Below are 3,503 nucleotides of genomic sequence, written 5' to 3' on the forward strand. Positions count from 1 at the left end.
CACCGCGTTGTCCAGTTCGAGCAGGGCGTGTTCGACGGACGGTTCGCGTTCGAAGACGTCCAGGCCCGCTGCCGCGATGAGGCCTTCGAGCAGCGCCGCGGCCAGGTCTTTTTCGTCCACGACCGGACCGCGACTGGTGTTGATGAGCACCGCGGAGGGCTTCATCTTCGCCAGCGCCGACTCGTCGATCAGGTGCCGGGTCTGCTCGGTGAGCGGGCAGTGCAGCGACAGCGCGTCGGCTTCGCGCAGCAGCTCGTCCTGCGAGAGGTAGCGGGCGTCGAGCTCGGACTCCACCTCCGGGGCCGCGCGCCGCCTACCCGCGTAGGCGATGTTCATGCCGAACGCGCGAGCACGGCGAGCCATCGCCTGCCCGATCCCGCCAAGGCCGATGATCCCGAGGGTCTTGCCCTGCAAGCCCGTACCCAGCATGAATCCGAGGTGGAAGAACCAGGGTTGCCCGGACCGGATCAGCCGCTCCCCCTCACCGAGCCGCCGCGTCGCCATCAGCAGCAAGCCGAATCCGAGATCCGCGGTGGCATCGGTGAGCACCCCCGGCGTGTTCGTCACGGTGACGCCGCGCCCGGTTACCGCGGGCACGTCCACGTTGTCGTAGCCGACCGCCACGTTGGCCACCACCTGCAGCTGCGGGCCGGCCGCGGTCACGAGTTCGTCATCGACGCGATCGCCGAGCATCGTGACCACGCCGTGCGCGCCACGCACCACCTCGTGCAGCTCGGCGGGTTCCAATGCCTGATCCCGCTCGCACACGTGCACGTCTCCTGCGCTGCGCAGCAGTTCGACTGCGGAGTCCGGAATCCTCCGGGTGACCACGATCCGCGACTGCACCGGCACGACCTCCTCGGGCTGGCTGTTCTCCGTCGGCGCACATTCTGCTCGACGGCCCACCGCGCCGGATTCCTGCCCGCGGCGCTATTCGCCCTCGCCGCGGACGATGCCGCGCAGCTTCGGAACCCGTTCGCCGAGCACGCGCTCGCCGCCGCGTCCGCTGGGCTCGTAGTAGTCGACGCCCACCAGCTCGTCCGGCGGGTACTGCTGCTCCAGCACGCCTTCCGAGCGGTCGTGCGGGTAGCGGTAGCCCTGCGCGTTGCCGAGCTTCTTCGCGCCCGCGTAGTGCCCGTCGCGCAGGTGCGCGGGCACCGAACCGGACTTGCCCGCACGCACGTCGCCCATCGCCGCGTCGATGGCCATGATCACCGAATTCGACTTCGGCGCGGTCGCCAGGTGCACCGTGGCCTGCGCGAGCGCGAGCCTGCCCTCCGGCATCCCGATGAACTGCACCGCGTTCGCGGCCGCCACCGCCGCCTGCAACGCGGTCGGGTCGGCCATGCCGACGTCCTCGCTGGCGTGCACCACCAGGCGACGGGCGATGAACCGCGGGTCCTCCCCGGCTTCGACCATCCGGGCCAGGTAGTGCAGCGCGGCGTCCACGTCGGAACCGCGGATGGATTTGATGAATGCGCTGACCACGTCGTAGTGCTGATCCCCGCCGCGGTCGTAGAGCACGGCCGCGCGGTTGACCGTGGCCTCGACCGTGGCCAGGTCGATCCGCTGCGCGCCGTCGGAGAATTCGAAGGCCAGGGTCTAGGCGCATCCGCCCTCGATCGCCCGCGCGATCGGCGGGGGGGCGGCGTCCATGACCAGCACCGCCTGCGCCGCCGCCAGCCTTTGATAGCCCCAGTCGCCGGCCTGGCGTAGCGGCCGGGTGCGCACACCCGACGCCTCGATGACGGCGGCGATCTTCTCGGGCGTCTCGGGTCCCGATCCCTGCCAGCTCGACAGCGCGCGGTCGCCGTGCATGACGCCGAGCAGCGCCGAAATCATCTTCTGAAGCCGCGCCTGGAAATGCTCCGGAAACACCAGCCCGCGCGCGTCATAGACTTCACGCATCATGGTCAACAGCATGAGCGCGTCGAGCTGTACCGAAGGGCTGCGCGCGATGACGCCGCCGTCCCCGAACAGCCCGGTGTCCAGCGCGCGGTTCAGTCCGGCCTCGCCAAAGGCCTGGCGCGGATCGCCCCCTGCCAGCAACAGTCCCGCCGCGACCACGCCGCACCAGGCGGCAATGCGCGCCACGCCCGCAGGCGCCTTGTCCGCACCGCGATCGAGATGCCGCGCGCCCCGTGCCAGCGTGTTGAGCACCCGCGAGCGATAGACCAGGTCGGTCGAGGACAGGATCAACGGCGCATGCGCGGTCCAGAACAGGATGCGCCGGCCCCATAGATCGGGCCGCCACGCCGTCGCATCGACCGTCTCGGCAAAGGCATCGAGCCAGCGGCCCATCAGATATTCGGCGATCGGCGCGCCTTGCGCCCGCGTCGCCACGGTCGATAGGTCACGCAACCACGCAAAGCTGTGCAGATGATCGGCAAAACCGGTCGACCAGTCGGGATGGGCGAAATCGATCGACTCGACCCCGCGCTCCTCGCCACGCCAGTCGAGCACGCCTCCGAGCAACGCATGGCCGCGCTCCATATCACCGAGGATCGGGTCCTCGGGCACCGCCATCAGCTTCAAGGGGTGACGCCCCTTCAGCCGCAGCGAATGCAGCGGGGTGCGCCAGGTCAGCCGGTGGAGATGCTCGCTCAACCGGTCGGCGAGCGACAGGCCCCCGGTGCTGACGCGGACGAGCCTTTTGCCTTCCTCGATGCTGTCGGCGCCCTGCGCGGTCGCGCCACCATCCGTCGCTTCGCGCATCAGGGTCAACCGCGCAGGGCGGCGATGTTGGCGGTGTATTGCGATGGACCGCCCCGGAAGGCCGCCGTCCCCGCGACCAGGGCGTCCGCTCCGGCCTCGATACAGCGCTTGGCCCAGTGCGGATCAACACCGCCATCGACCTCCAGATCGATGGCGCGTCCGCTATGCTCGATCATCTTGCGGATCGCCGAAATCTTCTTGAGCTGGCTTTCGATGAAGCTCTGTCCGCCAAAGCCGGGATTCACGCTCATCACCAGGACCAGGTCGACCATGTCGATCAGATAGTCGAGCATCTTGGCGGGCGTGGCCGGGTTCAAGACAACGCCGGCCCGCTTGCCCAATCCCTTGATATGCTGGATCGTGCGATGGATGTGCGGCCCCGCCTCCGGGTGGACGGTGATCGTGTCCGCCCCTGCCTCGGCAAAGGCGTCCAGATAGGCATCGATCGGCGAGATCATCAGATGCACGTCGAACGGCTTGGCGGTGTGCGGGCGCAGCGCCTTCACCACCGCCGGGCCGATGGTGATGTTGGGCACGAAATGCCCGTCCATCACATCGATGTGGATCCAGTCGGCGCCGGCGGCGTCGATGGCCCGAACTTCTTCGCCTAAGCGGGCGAAATCGGCGGACAGGATGGAGGGAGCGATACGCACGGGAAGCATGGTTGTGGCCTGTACCCCGATATCGCGCCCAAGTCAGCCTTTGCGTTGCAACATCGCGATGAAGAAACCGTCGAGCCGCCCCTCCTTTGCGAGGAGCGTGGGCAGCGTGCGGATCGTACCCTCGGC

3 protein-coding genes and 1 pseudogene are annotated in these 3,503 nt (G+C 68.7%); all 4 read right to left on the bottom strand.

What is annotated here, in order from left to right:
* Window positions 1-846 (bottom strand): D-glycerate dehydrogenase (locus IJH84_RS06310; RefSeq protein ID WP_295141421.1); only part of this gene is annotated, 846 nt, incomplete at its 3' end.
* 84 nt (window positions 847-930) lie between these two features.
* Window positions 931-1,575 (bottom strand): annotated as a pseudogene (locus tag IJH84_RS06315) (replication-associated recombination protein A); the annotation flags it as partial.
* Between the two features lie 27 nt (window positions 1,576-1,602).
* Window positions 1,603-2,724 (bottom strand): hypothetical protein, encoded by a 1,122-nt coding sequence (locus IJH84_RS06320; protein ID WP_295141424.1) that lies wholly within the window; start codon window positions 2,722-2,724, stop codon window positions 1,603-1,605.
* Window positions 2,721-3,368, bottom strand: coding sequence for a ribulose-phosphate 3-epimerase (gene rpe, locus IJH84_RS06325; protein WP_007407043.1), 648 nt, complete (start codon window positions 3,366-3,368; stop codon window positions 2,721-2,723). The genes IJH84_RS06320 and rpe overlap by 4 nt, the downstream gene beginning before the upstream one ends.
* Between the last annotated feature and the right edge of the window lie 135 nt (window positions 3,369-3,503).

Source organism: Saccharopolyspora sp. (assembly GCF_017434145.1).
GTDB classification, from domain to species: domain Bacteria; phylum Actinomycetota; class Actinomycetes; order Mycobacteriales; family Pseudonocardiaceae; genus Saccharopolyspora_C; species Saccharopolyspora_C galaxeae.